Consider the following 14,761-nt stretch of genomic DNA (forward strand, 5'->3'; position numbering starts at 1 on the left):
CGGTCAGGTTCTCTTGTTTTTGTTGTTCTGGCGGGCCTCATCGCGAGCAGGCTCACTCCTACATTTGGAATGCGACCCCCTGTAGGAGTGAGCCTGCTCGCGATAGGTGCGACTCGGTCTCAGACCGAAGGCGGGCCGGGATAGCCGCAATGCGCCCACGATTCTGCGCGGGTATACCAGGCCATCATCACCATCTGCTGCAGCGAGCTATGCCCCATGCGCAGCAGGCTCAACGAGCTGTTTTCCCAACGATCAAGAAAATGCCGCATGGCTTCGGCACTGGCATTTTCCCAACTGCCCCAGATCCCGGTGAGTGGCCCGCGCGTCACCGCCATGCCGAGGACGTCGAACAGCTGCCGGGTGAGTTTGAGCATTTCCGGCGACAGGTGATTAAGGCTGTAGTCCAGCGACTTGAGCGTGCCATCGACAGCGGCCGGCATCTTTTCGGCCACCACGGCGCCGTCGAGCATCACCGGAATCAGTGCGCGCAGAAACAGCAGATCGCCGTCACGCAACGAGACAAAACCGTTGGCCGCGACGCTCGACGAGCAGCCGCTGAGGCTGGCGCCGAGTCCGGCGGTGGCGAGAAACGCCGTGGCGCCGAGGCTGAACTTCAGCAGGCCACGGCGCGACAGTGCGGGTGTTTCGGTCAGGCTTGGGTGCATTATTTTTATTACCCGGCGGTGACGAAGGTTTAGCGAATGAACAGCTTCTGGATCAGTTTCTGAATCGATGTGCCGTAAGGCGGGTAAATCAGTCGGGCGGCGTTGAACCGCTGTTTGATCAGCACGCCTTTGGCTTTGCTGAAGGTCAGGAAGCCTTCGTGACCGTGGTAGTGGCCCATGCCCGAAGCGCCGATACCGCCGAACGGCATATCGTCCTGAGCGACATGCAGCAACGTGTCGTTCAGGCACACGCCGCCGGAATGGGTTTGGTGCAGCACCCGGTTCTGTTCGCGTTTGTCGTAGCCAAAGTAGTAAAGAGCCAGAGGACGTGGCCGCTGATTGATGTAAGCAAATGCCTGCTCGAGATCCTGATACGGCACGATCGGCAGCAGCGGGCCGAAGATTTCGTCCTGCATCACGGTCATCTCGTCGCTGACATTCAGCAGCACACTGTGCGGCATGCGTCGGCCCTGGCCCTGTTCGAACAGCGGAATCAACAGCGCGCCCTTGCTGGTCGCGTCGCTGACGTAGCCGTTGAGCCGCGCCAATTGGCGTTCGTTGATGATCGCCGTGTAGTCCGGATTGTCGGTCAGTGTCGGGTAAAAACCCTGCACCGCCTGGCGATAGGCTTCGACGAAGCCACCGACCCGGTCTTCCGGGACCAGCACGTAATCCGGGGCGACGCAGGTCTGCCCGGCGTTGAGGGTTTTGCCGAAGGCGATGCGCTCGGCGGCATCCTTGAGCGGTACGTCGCGGGAGACGATGGCCGGCGATTTGCCGCCCAGTTCCAGTGTCACCGGGGTGAGGTTTTCGGCGGCGGCACGCATCACGTGTTTGCCGATGCTGGTGGCGCCGGTGAACAGCAAGTGATCGAAGCGCAAACGGGAAAACGCCACGCCGATGTCGGCTTCACCGAGCACCACGCAGACCAGGTCTTCGGGGAAAATTCGCGCCAGCAACTCTTTCATCAGCAAGCCGGTGGCCGGGGTCGATTCGCTGAGTTTGAGCATCACCCGGTTGCCCGCCGCCAAGGCGCCGACCAGCGGGCCAACCGCCAGATACAACGGGTAATTCCACGGCACGATGACGCCAACCACGCCGAGTGGCTGATAGACCACTTTTGCCGAAGCAGGCTGGAACGCCATGCCGACCTTGCGCCGCGAAGCTTTCATCCAGCCTTTGAGATGGCGGCTGGCGTAGTGAATGCCGTGCAGGCTCGGCATCAGCTCGGCGAGGAGGGTTTCATCGGCGCTGCGGTGACTGAAATCGGAGCTGATCGCCGCGATCAATGCCTGACGCTCGTTGCTGAGCAAATCACTCAGTGCCTTGAGCCATTGCTGACGCTGGGCGGCGGGTGGCATCGGATTGGCGGCATACGCGGCCCGCTGCGCCTCGAACAACCGGTCCAGCTCGGCCAGCGGTTGTTGCAGCGTTTGCAGGTAAGCAATGTCGGCAGTCATGGTCTGCTCCGGATTTATTGTAGTGATGAACTTTTTAGAGTCTATGCTCTAGAAAGTCAAATGACTTCCTTGCACAGCATTGTTTTATCCATTTCCGGTTAGGTCGTAAGATGCCCCCCAACGCACTCTGAATTAAAGCTCAAGCCATGGCCCCACGAATAAAAACCAGCGAGCGTATCGTGCTGAACAGCCTTGAGCTGTTCAATCAGCAGGGCGAGCGCAGCATCAGCACCAATCACATTGCCGCCCACATGGAGATTTCTCCGGGCAATCTGTACTACCACTTCCCCAACAAGCAGGCGATCATCGCCGTCTTGTTCAGTGAGTACGAAAGCCTCGTGGACAGCTTCCTGCGCCCACCGCAGGGGCGCGCGGCGACGGTCGAGGACAAGCGTTTCTATCTCAAGGAACTGCTCTCGGCGATGTGGCGCTACCGTTTTCTGCACCGCGATCTGGAGCATCTGCTCGACAGCGATCCGGAACTGGCCGCCCGTTATCGGCGCTTTTCCCAGCGCTGCGTGATTCAGGGCGCGGCGATCTACGAAGGTTTCGTCGCTGCCGGGATCCTCGACATGGATCGCGTGCAGATCGAATCCCTGACCCTCAATGCCTGGATCATCCTGACGTCGTGGGTGCGCTTCCTGTGCACCACCCGCGAAAACTCCAACCACCTCAGTGAACAAGCCATTAAACGTGGCGTGTATCAGGTGCTGGTGCTGGAAGCTGGATTTGTCACCGAGCAGGCGCGAGACGAGGTCAATGCGTTGTTCGAGGAGTTCTACGTGCCGCTGGCCCAGGCCCTTGAAGACGTGAAATAAACCGTTCTGTTGAAATCCCCCAGGAGCCCGTTATGCCGATTGCGCAACTGATCAGCCCCGAAGCACTGGATGCCCGCAAGGCGCAGCCGGGGCTGGTGATTCTCGATTGTCGTTTTGCCCTCGAAGACCCGGACTACGGTCAGCGCAGCTATGCAGAAGGGCACATTGCCGGGGCGAGCTTCGCCGATCTTGAGCGAGACCTCAGCGGTAAAGTGGTCAAAGGCGTGACTGGCCGTCACCCGTTGCCCGAGCCGGCGGCGTTGATCGAGCGGCTGCAAGCGTGGGGCATCAACGCTGACAGCGACGTGGTTTTGTACGATGACGGTCCCGGTGCCTACGCGGCGCGGGCGTGGTGGTTGCTGGCGTGGCTGGGCAAGCGCGATGGCGTGTTCATTCTCGATGGCGGGCTCAAGGCGTGGCATGCGGCGGGGCTGCCGCTGAGCCTGGATGCGCCGACGGTCAGTCGCGGTAGTTTCAGTGGTCAGGCGGATCTGAGCCTGCTGATCAGCGCCGAAAAATTGCAAAAGCGTCTTGGCCAACCTGCGTTGACCTTGATTGATGCTCGGGCTTTGCCGCGATTCAAGGGTGAAGTTGAGCCGATCGATCCGATTGCCGGGCACATTCCTGGCGCGCAATGCGCGGCATTCACCGACAACCTCGGCAGCGATGGGCGATTCCTGCCGGCGGATCAGCTCAAGCAGCGTTTTGCTGCGAAGCTCGGCGAGCGTTCGCCAGCGGATCTGGTTGCTTATTGCGGTTCTGGCGTGACGGCGTGTCACAACCTGTTTGCATTGTGTCTGGCGGGTTATCCGCTCGGATCGTTGTATGCCGGGTCGTGGAGCGAATGGATCAACGAACCGGCTCGCGGCATCGCCACTGGCGAATAGTCACCACACATCCCTGTAGGAGTGAGCCTGCTCGCGATAGCGGTGTGTCAGTCACCTTTACCTTTACTGACACACCGCTATCGCGAGCAGGCTCACTCCTACAAGGGAACGGCGTTGTCTGAAGGAAATTGTCGGGCGCTGCGGTACGCGGCGGGTCCGACGCCATAAGCCTGCTTGAACTGCCGACTCAAGTGGCTCTGGTCGGCAAAACCCAATTGTGTGGCGACCTCCACGGGCAGGCAGCCGTGTTGCAGAAGTGCGCGCGCCTGAGCGATGCGTTGCTGCATCAGCCAGCTGTGCGGCGGCATGCCGGTGGCGCGGCGGAACACCCGGGCGAAATGGAACGGCGACAGATTGACCGCCGCTGCCAGCTCTTCCAGTGACGGTGGCGCTGCCAGTTGTGCGTGCAGCAGTTCTTTGCCCAACAGCACCGCGCGGTGTTCCTTGCCAGCCCGACCGGGCACCGGCACCGCTGCATGGCGCTGCAACAGCAGCAACATCATCTCGCGCCACAGCGTTTGCTGTTGCAGCGCGGTGGCCGGGCTTTCCAGCAAACGGTGCAACTGGGCAAAGCCGTTGACCAGATCCGCATCGCGGTACAGCGTGGCGCCAAACGCCGGCAGGTTGCTGGTAGACAGTTCAAGCTCATCCAGCAGCGAAACGATTTGCGCGGTATCGGGATAAAACGCCCGATACAGCCAGCCGTCCTCGGTGCCCTTGTGCCCGGTGTGCAGCTCGTCCGGATTGATCAACACCAGTGTGCCGCTGCCGGCCAGATGTTCGGCGCCGCGATAGCGATAACGCTGGGCGCCGGCCATGATCATGCCGATCACGAATCCGTCGTGCACATGCGGTGCAAAGCGCTGCTCGATGTAACGCGCCGACAGCAACTCGACCCCGGCCAGCGGCGCGGTTTGCCAGAAACGGATCGACTCGCCCTGATCGCTCATGCGGGCACGCGAGCCAGCCACTGCGGGATGCGTCGTTCCAGATAGTAGCCGGGCTGACGAATGGAGCCGTCGATGAAGCCGACATGTCCGCCACGTGCCTGCAGTTCGAAGGCTGTCGAGGCCGACAGCTCACTGGCCTGCGGCAAGCTGTGCGGGAACACGAACGGATCGTCCGCCGCCTGAATGATCAGGGTCGGCGTGCGGATTTCGCCGAGGAAGTAACGGCTCGAAGCGCGGCGATAGTAATCCTCGGCATCATTGAAACCGTGCAATGGCGCGGTTACCCGGCCATCGAAATCCCAGAAGGTGCGCATGTTTTCCAGCGAACCAAGGGCTGCCAGCGCGGCGAGTCCGTCTTCGCGACCGTCATGCTGAAACTGCCGTTGCTTGTTCTTGATGTAGGCGACCATCTCGCGCATGAAGTGCGCCTGATAGACCTTGGAAAATCCCTGGCCGATGCGGTCGGCGCATTGATCAAGGCGAAACGGCACGGACACCGCCACCGCGCCGAGTACGCCACTGGCGCTACCGGTTTCCCCGAGATGTTTGAGCAGCACGTTGCCGCCCAACGAATAGCCGACGGCATACAACGGTGCCAGCGGTCGTTTCGCGCGCAGGTGCTTGATGGTTTCGGCGAGGTCCTCGCTGGCACCGGAATGGTAGCTGCGCGGGAGCAGATTCGGCTCGCCCGAGCAGCCGCGCCAGTTCAGCGCGACACTGGCCCAGCCTTGATCGGCCAAGGCCTTTTGGATACCCGCTACATAAGGCGAATTGGAAGAGCCGGTCAGCCCATGCAGCACCAGCACCAGGGGCGCATCGGCGGTGTGCGGGCCGTGCCAGTCGAGGTCGAGGAAGTCGCCATCCTCAAGCCACAGGCGTTCGCGTTCACGCTCGATATGCACGGTTTTGCGCCACAGCGGTCCCCACAAGGTTTGCAGGTGCGGATTGCCGAGGCCGAAGGCGGGGGTGAAGCGTTCTGACGAAGGGGGCACGATGGTTCTCGATGCAGAGCGGCGACCCTGTTGGAAGGGGCGCCGCATATTCAGGCCGGTCGGTTAACCGGCGATCTCTGCCGTACGTTGCCACAGCGCGTAGTAAACCCGGCCGGATTTCTGTTCGCGGTGCAGGCGCCAGTTGCCCGGCAGGCCCAGCGTCGATGGCGCCGTTTCGCTTTCAGTGTAGATCCACGAGTCGGGCGCCAGCCACTGACGCTCTTCGAGCAAGGTGCAAACGGTTGGCAGCAGGTTCTGGTTGAACGGCGGGTCGAGGAACACCAGGTCGAACGCACTGGCGGTCTGGGTTTCCAGATAACGCAGGGCATCAGCCGTTTGTACCTGACCGTTGGTGCAGCGCAGGGTGCCGAGGTGTTCTTTCAGGCTGGACACCGCAATGTTGCTGGCGTCCAGCGCTTGACCCATGGCGGCGCCACGCGACAACGCTTCGAGAAACAGCGCGCCGCTGCCGGCGAACGGATCAAGCACCTTGGCCCCTTCAACGTACGGTGCGAGCCAGTTGAACAGGGTTTCACGCACGCGATCCGGCGTCGGGCGCAGGCCCGGCGCGTCGGGGAAGCTCAGCTTGCGGCTGCGCCATTGGCCGCCAATGATGCGCAACTGGTTCACGCCGTTGTGGACGTTATGCGCAGGCTTTTTAGGGGTACGAGTCGCCATTAATGCTCCGGAACCCCGAGCGGTTGCTCGGCAGGTTTATCAGATGGGGCCGGTAACGGCTTTTGCGGCACGGTCGGGCCAGCGGTGACGATGACCATTTTGTCCGTGCTCAAGTGTTTGTTCAGGGCGTCGCGGACTTGCTCCACGGTCAGGCTCTGCGACTGACGCATGAAGTCGTCCAGATAGCTCAGCGGCAGATTATAGAAGCCCATCGCGCCGAGTTGGCCGACGATATCGGCATTACTCGCGGTGGACAGCGGGAAGCTGCCGGCCAATTCGCGTTTAGCGTCGTCGAGCTCCTTCTGCGTCGGCCCGGTTTTCAGGTAGTCGGCGAGCACGTCCTGCACCAGTTTCAGGGTGCCTTCGCTCATCTCCGCGCGGGTCTGCAGGTTGATCATGAACGGGCCGCGTGCCTGCATCGGGCTGAAGGCCGAGTACACGCCGTAGGTCAGGCCACGTTTCTCACGCACTTCGCTCATCAGGCGCGTGCCGAAACCGCCGCCACCGAGGATCTGGTTGCCCATCGACAGCGCCGCGTAATCCGGGTCATCACGGTCGATGCCCAGTTGCGCGAGCATCAGGTTGGTCTGCTTCGACGGGAATTCGATATGGCCAGTGCTGGCTTTCGGTTCCTGCGGCTGAGCGATCTTCGCCAGCGCCGGGCCTTTCGGCAGGGCCGAGGAGACCTGATTGGCAATCGCCTCGGCTTCGGTGCGAGACAGGTCGCCGACCAGCGCGATCACCACGTTGCCGGCCGCGTAGGCCTTGGCGTGGAATTCACGCAATTGCGCGAGGGTGATCTTCGGCACGCTTTGCGGATTGCCGTCGCTCGAATGCGCGTACGGGTGATCGCCGTACAGACGCTTCATCAGCTCAAGGCTGGCGAGTTTGCCGGGGTTCTGTTTCTGGTATTCGAAACCGGCGAGCATCTGGTTCTTGATGCGCGCGAACGAGTCGGCCGGGAAGGTCGGTTTGCCGATGACTTCCGAGAACAGCTTCAAAGCAGGCTCGCGCTTGTCGGCAGCACTCAGGCTGCGCAGCGAGGCCAGCGCCATGTCCTTGAACGCACCGTTGCCGAAATCCGCACCCAGGCCTTCAAAGCCCTGAGCGATGGCGCCGACGTCTTTGCCGGCGACACCTTCGTTGAGCATCGCGTTGGTCAGCACCGCCAGCCCCGACGCGCTGCCGTCCTGGCTGCTGCCGGCGGCGAAGATCAGGCGCATGTCGAACATCGGCAGCTCGTGGGCTTCGACGAACAACACCTTGGCGCCCTCGGCGGTGTTCCAGGTCTGTACGTCGAGCTTGCGGCTGGCCGGGGCCTTGCCGTCGAGTTCGGTGAGTGATTGCAGCTTCTGGCTGGACTTGGCGTTGTCCAAGGCTTCGCTGGCATTGCTGTCAGCGCCTGGCGTCAGGTACAGCGCGGCAGAGCCGATCACCGCTACGGCGATCAGGCCAAGCAGCAGGCGTGGGGATTTGCGCTTACTCATGAGTCGTCTCCAGTGGCAGGACGTGGGCGACGCTGAGACGTTCGCGGGTGAAATACAGCTTGGCGGCGTTCTGGATGTCTTGCGGGGTCACACTTTCCAGATCGGCGAGTTCGGTGTCCATCAGCTTCCACGACAGACCGACGGTTTCCAGTTGGCCAATCGCCGTGGCCTGGCTGGTGATCGAATCACGCTCGAAGACCAGACCGGCAATCACTTGCGCACGCACGCGCTCCAGTTCTGCGGTGGACGGCGCGGTGGTTTTCAGCTGTTCCAGCAGTTTCCACAGACCAGCCTCCGCTTGCGCCATGGTCTTTTTCTTCTGCGTGTTCGGGGTTGCCGACAGGGTGAACAGGCTGTCGCCACGGGTGTAAGCGTCGTAGCTCGACGAACCGCCAGAGACCAGCTCTTCGCCGCGCTCCAGTTGCGTCGGGATGCGCCCGCTGTAACCACCGTCGAGCAGCGCCGAGATCAGACGCAGAGCGTTGACCGAGCGCTTGTCTTCAGCGGTGGCAATGCTCGGTACGTTGAAGCCGAGCATCAAGCTAGGCAGCTGCGTTTGCACATGCAGGGTGATCTGGCGTTCGCCGGGTTCGGCCAATTCCAGTGGTTTTTTCGCCGGTGGCACGTCGCGCTTGGCGATCGGGCCGAAATAGCGCTGGGCGAGGGTTTTCACTTCGTCCGGAGTAACGTCACCGACTACGACCAGCGTGGCGTTGTTCGGCACGTACCAGGATTGGTACCAGTGGCGCAGTTCTTCGACCTTCATGCGGTCGAGGTCGGCCATCCAGCCAATGGTCGGCGTGTGGTAGCCGCTGGCCGGGTAAGCCATGGCCTTGTAGCGCTCGTAGGCTTTGGACATTGGCTTGTCATCGGTGCGCAAGCGGCGCTCTTCCTTGATGACTTCGATTTCCTTGGCGAACTCGTCGGCCGGCAGGCGCAGATTGGCCATGCGGTCGGCTTCCAGTTCAAAGGCTACGCCCAGACGGTCGCGCGCCAGCACTTGGTAATAAGCGGTGAAGTCGTCGCTGGTGAAGGCGTTCTCTTCGGCGCCCAGATCGCGAAGGATCAATGACGCTTCGCCGGGGCCGACTTTCTCGCTGCCCTTGAACATCATGTGCTCAAGCGCGTGGGACAGACCGGTCTGGCCCGGGGTTTCGTAGCTGGAACCAACCTTGTACCAGACCTGCGAGACCACCACCGGCGCGCGATGGTCTTCGCGCACGACGACCTTGAGGCCGTTGTCGAGGGTGAATTCGTGGGTCGGTTGCGGGTCGGCCGCCAAGGCCGAAAGGGGCAGGCAGACTGTGCTGAGCAGCAGGCCTGCGGCGCGGCGGGCTAGAGCATTCATTCGTTTTTTAACCTGTTGGGCTGCCCGCTTGGTCTTAGCGTCAGCGGGCGAGAGGGTGCTAGGATACTGATCCGTTTTACTGGCGGCCACGCCTATCAAGCCACTGATCGGTCGATAGGTTGTATGGGTTCCCGGAAGAAGCTTTGAGTTTGTCAGCTAAACTCTGCGTTTTCGCCGACGATGCCGTTCCAGTCCTTCGTATTAATCGACCTTTGAGGTGCCTGTGGCGCCTCGACAAAATGTTGCGCGTGAACAAGCTGGATGAAACACAGTCTGTTCTGCATCGAATATTTATTTGCCGGGGCGCCCTTATGGCGCGTCGCTACCGTGAGATAGCCGTCCTCCATGTTTGGTTCCAACGACGACAAGAAGACCCCAGCTGCGGCTGGCGAGAAGAAAAGCCTGTTCGGATGGCTGCGTAAGAAACCGCAGGAACCCGTCGTCGAACAGCCGCCGGTGATTCCTGAGCCAGCCCCTGCGCCGGCTCCAGTCATAGAAGAAGAGCCGGCACCGATTGTGCTGCCGATTGCCGAGCCGGTGCTGCAGCCGGTTGAGCCAGAACCCGAGCCCGAAGCGCCTGTGGCGGCTGAACTGCCGCTGACCCCGGCGGCCGAGCCGTGGCTGACTTTGCCAGTGGCGGAAGAGCCGGTGGCGTTGGTTGAAGAGGCTGCGCCGCACGTTACGCCAGTGATTCCTGCGCCTGCTGCGTTTGTGTCCGAGGTGGCGCCGGTGCCTGTGGTTGAACCGGTTGTCGAGCCTGCGCCGGTTGTTGCAGAGCCTGTGGTTGCTGAACTTGTTGTTCCTGAGTCTGTTGCTCCGGTGGTTGTCGCCCCCGTTGCCCCGGTCATTCAACAACCCGAGCCTGCACCTGCACCTGCACCTGCACCGGTTGTCGCTGCTCCTGTTACTCCAGTTGAAGTGATTGCCGAGGCCCCCGTCGAAGCCCCGCGCACCGAAGAAACCAAAGCCGGTTTCTTCGCCCGTCTCAAGCAAGGCCTGTCGAAAACCAGCGCCAGCATCGGCGAGGGCATGGCCAGCCTGTTCCTCGGCCGTAAAACCATCGACGACGATCTGCTTGATGACCTCGAAACCCGTCTGCTCACCGCCGACGTCGGTGTCGAAGCCACCACGCAGATCATCCAGCGCCTGACCCAGAAGGTCGCCCGCAAAGAGCTGGCCGATGCCGACGCGCTGTACAAATCCCTGCAGGCCGAACTGGCCGCGATGCTCAAACCGGTGGAACAACCGCTGAAGATCGTTTCGCAGAACAAGCCATTCGTGATTCTGGTGGTTGGCGTCAACGGCGCCGGCAAAACCACCACCATTGGCAAACTGGCGAAGAAGCTGCAACTGGAAGGCAAGAAAGTCATGCTCGCCGCCGGTGACACCTTCCGCGCCGCCGCTGTGGAGCAATTGCAGGTCTGGGGCGAGCGCAACAAGATCCCGGTGATCGCTCAGCACACCGGCGCCGACTCGGCTTCGGTGATCTTCGACGCCGTGCAGGCCGCCAAGGCCCGTGGCATCGACGTATTGATCGCTGACACCGCCGGTCGTCTGCACACCAAAGACAACCTGATGGAAGAACTGAAAAAGGTTCGCCGGGTCATCGGCAAGCTCGACGCCGACGCCCCGCACGAAGTGCTGCTGGTGCTCGACGCCGGTACTGGCCAGAACGCCATCAACCAGGCCAAGCAATTCAACCAGACCGTCGAACTGACCGGTCTGGCGCTGACCAAACTCGACGGTACCGCCAAGGGCGGGGTGATTTTCGCCCTGGCCAAGCAGTTTGGCCTGCCGATCCGCTACATTGGCGTCGGTGAAGGCATCGACGACTTGCGTACCTTTGAAGCCGAACCCTTTGTCCAGGCACTGTTTGCCGAGCGGGAGCGTTCATGATTCGTTTCGAACAGGTCGGTAAGCGCTACCCGAACGGTCACGTCGGCTTGCATGAGCTGAGCTTTCGAGTCCGTCGTGGCGAGTTCTTGTTTGTCACCGGCCACTCCGGTGCCGGTAAATCCACGTTGTTGCGCCTGTTGCTGGCGATGGAACGTCCGACCAGCGGCAAACTGCTGCTGGCCGGGCAAGACCTGAGCACTATCAGCAACGCGCAGATTCCGTTCCTGCGTCGGCAGATCGGCGTGGTGTTCCAGAATCACCAGTTGCTGTTCGATCGTACGGTGTTCAACAACGTCGCCTTGCCGCTGCAGATTCTCGGGCTGTCCAAAGCCGAAATCGCCAAGCGTGTCGATTCGGCGCTGGAGCGCGTGGCACTTTCGGATAAAACCGATCTGTATCCGGGCGACCTGTCCACCGGTCAGCAGCAGCGTGTCGGTATTGCTCGCGCCATCGTTCACCGTCCGGCCTTGCTGCTGGCGGACGAACCGACCGGTAACCTCGACCCGCGTCTGGCGGCGGAAATCATGGGCGTGTTCGAAGACATCAATCGTCTGGGCACCAGCGTGCTGATCGCCAGTCACGACCTGGCGCTGATCGCACGCATGCGTCACCGCATGCTGACCCTGCAACGCGGCCGATTGATTGGCGACGGGGAGGCCGGCGAATGAGTGCCACACGCAGTCCGAAGGTTTCCGAACGCGTGGCCCCGAAGGCCGCCGATCCGCAGCCGCCAAAGAAGAAAAAGCACGACGAAGACGACGGCCCGGACTTTGCCACGTTGTTCCGTGCCTGGGTCGAAAGCCATCGCGCCAGCCTGCTCGACAGCCTGCGTCGTTTGGGCAAACAGCCGATTGGCAGCTTCTTCACCTGCATGGTCATGGCGGTCGCGCTGAGTCTGCCGATGGGGCTTTCGCTGTTGCTTAACAACGTCGAACGTCTTGGCGGTTCGTGGCAGCGGGCGGCGCAGATTTCACTGTACCTGCAACTCGACGCCAGCCCTGAGCAAGGCGAGTCGTTGCGTGAACAGATCAAAGGCATGCCCGGCGTAGCTGATGCTGAATATGTCGGTCGCGATCAGGCGCTGGAGGAGTTCCAGCAACAGTCCGGACTGGGCGAAGCCCTGCGTGAGCTGCCGGAGAACCCGTTGCCGGGCGTGGTGCTGGTCACCCCGAACGAAGTCGACAAGCCAACGCTGGAAGCATTAAGACAAAAACTTTCCGAGTTGCCCAAGGTACAACAGGCGCAACTTGATCTAGTCTGGGTCGAGCGTCTGGCCGCCATCCTCAAGCTTGGCGATCGTTTTGTCTTCGGTCTGACGGTGCTTTTGGTTTCCGCATTACTTTTGGTGATAGGCAATACCATTCGTCTTCATATTGAAAACCGCCGCACCGAGATAGAAGTGATTAAACTCGTCGGCGGCACTGACAGCTATGTGCGTCGTCCCTTCCTTTATATGGGCGCGTTGTATGGCTTCGGTGCGGGACTGTTGTCCTGGGGTGTATTGGCGTTCGGCCTGAACTGGCTGAACGATGCGGTGGTTGGACTGGCCGGCTTGTACGGCAGTGATTTCGCGCTGGCCGGAGTGCCAGTTGCCGACGGTCTGTCGCTCTTGCTTGGCGCGGTGCTGTTGGGTTATATCGGTGCATGGATTGCAGTCGCACGCCATCTCAGGGAGTTGGCGCCGAAGTAGAATCTTTTTTGCGCGTGATTGACCTCGCGGTTTTTTTGGGAACTTGCACTTGAATTCCCGGTCAATTTTTCGCAGTGCCGAGAGGCACGAGTATGTAAGTGGGAGGTTTTTTCGTATGACCAATTCTTTGCAACCTGCGTATGCGTTGGTTCCGGGTGCGAACCTGGAAGCTTACGTGCACACCGTCAACAGCATTCCATTGCTGACGCCGGAGCAGGAGCGTGAACTGGCCGAGAGTCTCTACTATGAGCAGGATTTGGGGGCGGCTCGGCAGATGGTGCTCGCCCACCTGCGTTTTGTCGTACACATTGCCCGTAGCTATTCCGGCTACGGTCTGGCTCAGGCTGACCTGATCCAGGAAGGTAACGTCGGCCTGATGAAGGCCGTGAAGCGCTTCAACCCGGAAATGGGTGTGCGTCTGGTGTCGTTCGCCGTGCACTGGATCAAGGCGGAAATTCACGAGTTCATTCTGCGCAACTGGCGCATTGTGAAAGTCGCGACCACCAAGGCCCAGCGCAAGCTGTTCTTCAACCTGCGCAGCCAGAAGAAACGTCTGGCGTGGCTGAACAACGAGGAAGTCCACCGTGTGGCGGAAAGCCTCGGCGTTGAACCGCGGGAAGTGCGCGAGATGGAAAGTCGCCTGACCGGCCATGACATGGCCTTCGACCCGGCCGCGGAAGCGGACGACGACAGTGCTTTCCAGTCGCCGGCCAACTATCTGGAAGACCACCGGTACGACCCGGCGCGTCAACTGGAAGATGCCGACTGGAGCGACAACTCCAACAGCAACCTGCACGAAGCGCTGGAAGTGCTGGACGAGCGCAGCCGTGACATCCTCTACCAGCGCTGGCTGGCAGAAGAGAAAGCCACGCTGCACGACCTGGCGCAGAAGTACAACGTGTCGGCCGAGCGAATCCGTCAGCTCGAGAAGAGCGCGATGAACAAGCTCAAGTTGTCGATCGCCGCGTAACCGGCGCCTCGGCAATAAAAAAAACGCCCCGATCAGCGATGATCGGGGCGTTTTCATTTCTGCTTCAACACAAAACATTGTAGGAGTGAGCCTGCTCGCGATAGCGGTGTGACAGTCAGCATTGCCGTCACTGATGCACCGCTATCGCGAGCAGGCTCACTCCTACATTTCGATCCTCGGTGTCATCGAGACCACGGTGCCCGCCGTGAATCATTGAGCCCCAACAGATAGCTATCCCCACCCAACTGACTCATCTGCTGCCGAATCCACCCGGCCCGACGCGACACATAAGCGGTCGGATGGCTGGCACTCCAGACACGCGGATTGGGTAGAACGGCAGCCAGATAACTCGCCTGCTGCCGTGACAACGATTTCGCGCTAACGCCAAAGTGATGGCGGGCTGCGGCTTCGGCGCCAAACACCCCGTCATCCCACTCGACGCTGTTCAGGTACACCTCAAGAATCCGCTGCTTGGGCCAGAATACTTCGATCAGCGCGGTAAACCAGGCTTCCAGGCCTTTACGCAGGTAGCTGCGACCGGCCCACAGAAACAGGTTTTTCGACACTTGCTGGCTCAAGGTGCTGGCCCCGCGAATCGAGCCGCCGAGCTCGTTGTGCGCCAGTGCAGCTTGGATTGCGCTGAAATCAAAACCCCAATGCTCGGGAAACTTCTGATCCTCACCGGCCATGACCGCGACTTTAAGATCGTCGGAGATCTCATCCCAAGGCTTCCACGTGCGTTGCAGGTCAATCGGTTCACCATCGACCCAGGATTCAACCTTGCGCTCGACCATCAGCGCGGTACCCGGCGGCGGCACGAAGCGAAACACCAGCACCAGCAAAACGCTGCCACCGGCGAACCAGAGCAGGGCCTTCGTGAGACGACGGAAAATAGTACGCAGCATAGAGATGGCTTGGCC

At 61.0% G+C, this 14,761-nt stretch carries 15 protein-coding genes; 6 read left to right on the top strand and 9 right to left on the bottom strand.

From position 1 onward, the window contains the following. Positions 1–119: 119 nt before the first annotated feature. Positions 120–665 (bottom strand): twin-arginine translocation pathway signal protein, encoded by a 546-nt coding sequence (locus tag KBP52_RS20285; RefSeq protein ID WP_212620838.1) that lies wholly within the window; start codon positions 663–665, stop codon positions 120–122. A 29-nt stretch (positions 666–694) separates the two neighbouring features. Beyond that, a complete protein-coding gene (locus tag KBP52_RS20290) occupies positions 695–2,143 on the bottom strand; it encodes a coniferyl aldehyde dehydrogenase (protein ID WP_259698366.1) in 1,449 nt (482 codons plus the stop codon). Between the two features lie 128 nt (positions 2,144–2,271). Here KBP52_RS20290 and KBP52_RS20295 point away from each other — a divergent pair, with 128 nt between their 5' ends. Both KBP52_RS20295 and KBP52_RS20300 read left to right on the top strand, forming a co-directional pair. Next, positions 2,272–2,943, top strand: a complete 672-nt coding sequence (locus KBP52_RS20295; protein ID WP_007913599.1) for a TetR/AcrR family transcriptional regulator — start codon at positions 2,272–2,274, stop codon at positions 2,941–2,943. Between the two features lie 32 nt (positions 2,944–2,975). Then, complete coding sequence (locus KBP52_RS20300) at positions 2,976–3,830, top strand: sulfurtransferase (RefSeq protein WP_212620839.1); 855 nt, start codon at positions 2,976–2,978, stop codon at positions 3,828–3,830. A gap of 98 nt (positions 3,831–3,928) precedes the next feature. On the opposite strand, the gene KBP52_RS20305 is transcribed toward KBP52_RS20300, so the two are convergent. The 6 genes from KBP52_RS20305 to KBP52_RS20330 all read right to left on the bottom strand — a co-directional run bounded on the left by KBP52_RS20305 (position 3,929) and on the right by KBP52_RS20330 (position 9,632). Further along, on the bottom strand, positions 3,929–4,780 hold the full coding sequence (locus KBP52_RS20305; protein WP_212620840.1) for an AraC family transcriptional regulator: 852 nt from the start codon (positions 4,778–4,780) through the stop codon (positions 3,929–3,931). Next, the gene (locus KBP52_RS20310; RefSeq protein WP_212620841.1) at positions 4,777–5,772 is read right to left on the bottom strand and encodes a hydrolase; all 996 of its coding nucleotides are present in this window, start codon (positions 5,770–5,772) and stop codon (positions 4,777–4,779) included. Before KBP52_RS20310 ends, KBP52_RS20305 begins: the two co-directional genes overlap by 4 nt. A gap of 63 nt (positions 5,773–5,835) precedes the next feature. Beyond that, entirely contained in the window at positions 5,836–6,450 is a 615-nt protein-coding gene (rsmD, locus tag KBP52_RS20315; protein WP_116028413.1) for a 16S rRNA (guanine(966)-N(2))-methyltransferase RsmD, read from the bottom strand. Continuing rightward, positions 6,450–7,937 carry a pitrilysin family protein gene (locus KBP52_RS20320; RefSeq protein WP_212620842.1) on the bottom strand — a complete coding sequence of 496 codons (1,488 nt, stop codon included), beginning with the start codon at positions 7,935–7,937 and terminating at the stop codon, positions 6,450–6,452. The genes rsmD and KBP52_RS20320 overlap by 1 nt, the downstream gene beginning before the upstream one ends. Continuing rightward, positions 7,930–9,285: a pitrilysin family protein gene (locus tag KBP52_RS20325; protein ID WP_123593592.1), complete on the bottom strand. Its 1,356-nt coding sequence runs from the start codon at positions 9,283–9,285 to the stop codon at positions 7,930–7,932. The genes KBP52_RS20320 and KBP52_RS20325 overlap by 8 nt, the downstream gene beginning before the upstream one ends. A 152-nt stretch (positions 9,286–9,437) precedes the next feature. After that, complete coding sequence (locus tag KBP52_RS20330; RefSeq protein WP_025112092.1) at positions 9,438–9,632, bottom strand: hypothetical protein; 195 nt, start codon at positions 9,630–9,632, stop codon at positions 9,438–9,440. On the opposite strand from KBP52_RS20330, the gene ftsY reads away from it, so the two are divergent. The 4 genes from ftsY to rpoH all read left to right on the top strand — a co-directional run bounded on the left by ftsY (position 9,631) and on the right by rpoH (position 13,841). Then, positions 9,631–11,181: a signal recognition particle-docking protein FtsY gene (gene ftsY, locus KBP52_RS20335; RefSeq protein ID WP_212620843.1), complete on the top strand. Its 1,551-nt coding sequence runs from the start codon at positions 9,631–9,633 to the stop codon at positions 11,179–11,181. The two genes, KBP52_RS20330 and ftsY, sit on opposite strands and share 2 nt — an antisense overlap. After that, positions 11,178–11,849: a cell division ATP-binding protein FtsE gene (ftsE, locus tag KBP52_RS20340; protein WP_008065082.1), complete on the top strand. Its 672-nt coding sequence runs from the start codon at positions 11,178–11,180 to the stop codon at positions 11,847–11,849. Before ftsY ends, ftsE begins: the two co-directional genes overlap by 4 nt. Then, positions 11,846–12,871 carry a permease-like cell division protein FtsX gene (gene ftsX / locus KBP52_RS20345; protein WP_077574909.1) on the top strand — a complete coding sequence of 342 codons (1,026 nt, stop codon included), beginning with the start codon at positions 11,846–11,848 and terminating at the stop codon, positions 12,869–12,871. Before ftsE ends, ftsX begins: the two co-directional genes overlap by 4 nt. A 115-nt stretch (positions 12,872–12,986) precedes the next feature. After that, positions 12,987–13,841 carry an RNA polymerase sigma factor RpoH gene (rpoH, locus tag KBP52_RS20350; protein ID WP_007913617.1) on the top strand — a complete coding sequence of 285 codons (855 nt, stop codon included), beginning with the start codon at positions 12,987–12,989 and terminating at the stop codon, positions 13,839–13,841. Positions 13,842–14,023: 182 nt separating this feature from the next. On the opposite strand, the gene mtgA is transcribed toward rpoH, so the two are convergent. Further along, complete coding sequence (gene mtgA, locus KBP52_RS20355) at positions 14,024–14,746, bottom strand: monofunctional biosynthetic peptidoglycan transglycosylase (RefSeq protein ID WP_007913618.1); 723 nt, start codon at positions 14,744–14,746, stop codon at positions 14,024–14,026. Positions 14,747–14,761: the final 15 nt, after the last annotated feature.

Origin of the sequence: Pseudomonas sp. SCA2728.1_7 (assembly GCF_018138145.1) — a bacterium.
GTDB classification, from domain to species: Bacteria; Pseudomonadota; Gammaproteobacteria; order Pseudomonadales; family Pseudomonadaceae; genus Aquipseudomonas; species Aquipseudomonas koreensis_A.

Bases quoted from the DNA above. Each gene is read 5' to 3' on its own strand.
- KBP52_RS20285 (WP_212620838.1), bottom strand. From the start codon at position 665: ATGCACCCAAGCCTGACCGAAACACCCGCACTGTCGCGCCGTGGCCTG.
- KBP52_RS20295 (WP_007913599.1), top strand. From the start codon at position 2,272: ATGGCCCCACGAATAAAAACCAGCGAGCGTATCGTGCTGAACAGCCTT.
- KBP52_RS20300 (WP_212620839.1), top strand. From the start codon at position 2,976: ATGCCGATTGCGCAACTGATCAGCCCCGAAGCACTGGATGCCCGCAAG.
- KBP52_RS20305 (WP_212620840.1), bottom strand. From the start codon at position 4,780: ATGAGCGATCAGGGCGAGTCGATCCGTTTCTGGCAAACCGCGCCGCTG.
- rsmD (WP_116028413.1), bottom strand. From the start codon at position 6,450: ATGGCGACTCGTACCCCTAAAAAGCCTGCGCATAACGTCCACAACGGC.
- KBP52_RS20320 (WP_212620842.1), bottom strand. From the start codon at position 7,937: ATGAGTAAGCGCAAATCCCCACGCCTGCTGCTTGGCCTGATCGCCGTA.
- KBP52_RS20325 (WP_123593592.1), bottom strand. From the start codon at position 9,285: ATGAATGCTCTAGCCCGCCGCGCCGCAGGCCTGCTGCTCAGCACAGTC.
- ftsY (WP_212620843.1), top strand. From the start codon at position 9,631: ATGTTTGGTTCCAACGACGACAAGAAGACCCCAGCTGCGGCTGGCGAG.
- KBP52_RS20330 (WP_025112092.1), bottom strand. From the start codon at position 9,632: ATGGAGGACGGCTATCTCACGGTAGCGACGCGCCATAAGGGCGCCCCG.
- ftsE (WP_008065082.1), top strand. From the start codon at position 11,178: ATGATTCGTTTCGAACAGGTCGGTAAGCGCTACCCGAACGGTCACGTC.
- ftsX (WP_077574909.1), top strand. From the start codon at position 11,846: ATGAGTGCCACACGCAGTCCGAAGGTTTCCGAACGCGTGGCCCCGAAG.
- rpoH (WP_007913617.1), top strand. From the start codon at position 12,987: ATGACCAATTCTTTGCAACCTGCGTATGCGTTGGTTCCGGGTGCGAAC.
- mtgA (WP_007913618.1), bottom strand. From the start codon at position 14,746: ATGCTGCGTACTATTTTCCGTCGTCTCACGAAGGCCCTGCTCTGGTTC.